We start from the raw sequence: 1,692 nt of genomic DNA on the forward strand, positions 1-1,692 counted from the left end.
CGGCAAGATCGCGCCGATCTTCTTCAACACGCAGGAAGACTCCGGCTCGTTGCCCATCGAAGTGGACGTGTCCAAGCTCGAGATGGGCGACGTCATCGACGTGCTGCCCTACGACGGCAAGCTGGTGAAGAACGGCGAGACCCTGGTCGAGTTCAAGCTCAAGAGCGACGTGCTGTTCGACGAAGTGCGCGCTGGCGGCCGCATCAACCTCATCATCGGCCGCTCGCTGACCGCCAAGGCGCGCGAGTTCCTGGGCCTGCCCGCGTCCACGCTGTTCCGCCTGCCCTCGCCGCCCGTGGCGACCAAGGCCGGCTTCACGCTGGCGCAGAAGATGGTCGGCCGCGCCGTGGGCCTGCCCGAGGGCCAGGGCGTTCGCCCCGGCACCTACTGCGAACCCAAGATGACGACGGTCGGCTCGCAGGACACCACCGGCCCGATGACCCGCGACGAGCTGAAGGACCTGGCCTGCCTGGGCTTCTCGGCCGACCTGGTCATGCAGTCGTTCTGCCATACGGCCGCCTATCCCAAGCCGGTGGACGTCAAGACCCACCGCGAGCTGCCCGCCTTCATGAGCAACCGTGGCGGCGTGTCGCTGCGCCCGGGTGACGGCGTCATCCACAGCTGGCTGAACCGCCTGCTGCTGCCCGACACGGTCGGCACCGGTGGTGACTCGCACACCCGTTTCCCGATCGGCATCTCCTTCCCCGCCGGCTCCGGCCTCGTGGCTTTCGGCGCCGCCACCGGTGTGATGCCGCTGGACATGCCCGAGTCCGTGCTGGTGCGCTTCAAGGGCGAGATGCAGCCCGGCGTGACGCTGCGCGACCTCGTGCATGCCATCCCGCTGTACGGCATCAAGGCCGGCCTGCTGACGGTTGCCAAGGCCGGCAAGAAAAACGCCTTCTCGGGCCGCATCCTCGAGATCGAAGGCCTGCCTGACCTGAAGGTCGAGCAAGCCTTCGAGTTGAGCGACGCCTCCGCCGAGCGCTCGGCCGCCGGCTGCACGATCAAGCTGAACCCGGCGCCGATCAAGGAATACCTCACCAGCAACGTCGTGCTGATGAAGAACATGATCGCCGACGGCTATGCCGACGCGAAGACGCTGCAGCGCCGCATCGAGAAGGTCGAGGCCTGGCTGGCCAATCCGGAACTGCTGGAAGCCGACAAGGACGCCGAATACGCCCACGTCATCGAGATCGACCTGGCCGACATCAAGGAGCCCATCCTCTGCTGCCCCAACGACCCGGACGACGCCAAGTTCCTGTCCGAAGTCGCCGGCACCAAGATCGACGAGGCCTTCATCGGCTCGTGCATGACCAACATCGGCCACTTCCGCGCCGCGGCCAAGCTGCTGGGCGGCCAGCGCGACATCCCGGTCAAGCTGTGGGTCGCTCCGCCCACCAAGATGGACCAGAGCGAGCTGATCAAGGAAGGCCACTACGCCGCCTTCGGAACGGCCGGTGCGCGTACCGAAATGCCGGGCTGCAGCCTGTGCATGGGCAACCAGGCCCAGGTGCGCGAAGGCGCGACCGTCGTATCCACCTCCACCCGCAACTTCCCGAATCGCCTGGGCAAGAACACCAACGTGTTCCTGGCATCGGCCGAGCTGGCGGCGATTGCCTCGAAGCTGGGCCACATCCCCTCGGTGCAGGAGTACCACGAGGCGATGGGCGTCGTGAACAAGGACGGCGCCTC

The 1,692-nt window shown here is 66.8% G+C and carries 1 protein-coding gene; it reads left to right on the forward strand.

Features of this window, described 5'->3' with window-relative positions; all coding sequences use genetic code 11:
• On the forward strand, positions 1 to 1,692 hold a 1,692-nt coding region (locus ACXJKR_RS31700; protein ID WP_457326233.1), incomplete at both ends, for a bifunctional aconitate hydratase 2/2-methylisocitrate dehydratase.

It is taken from the genome of Roseateles sp. P5_E11, from assembly GCF_054049355.1.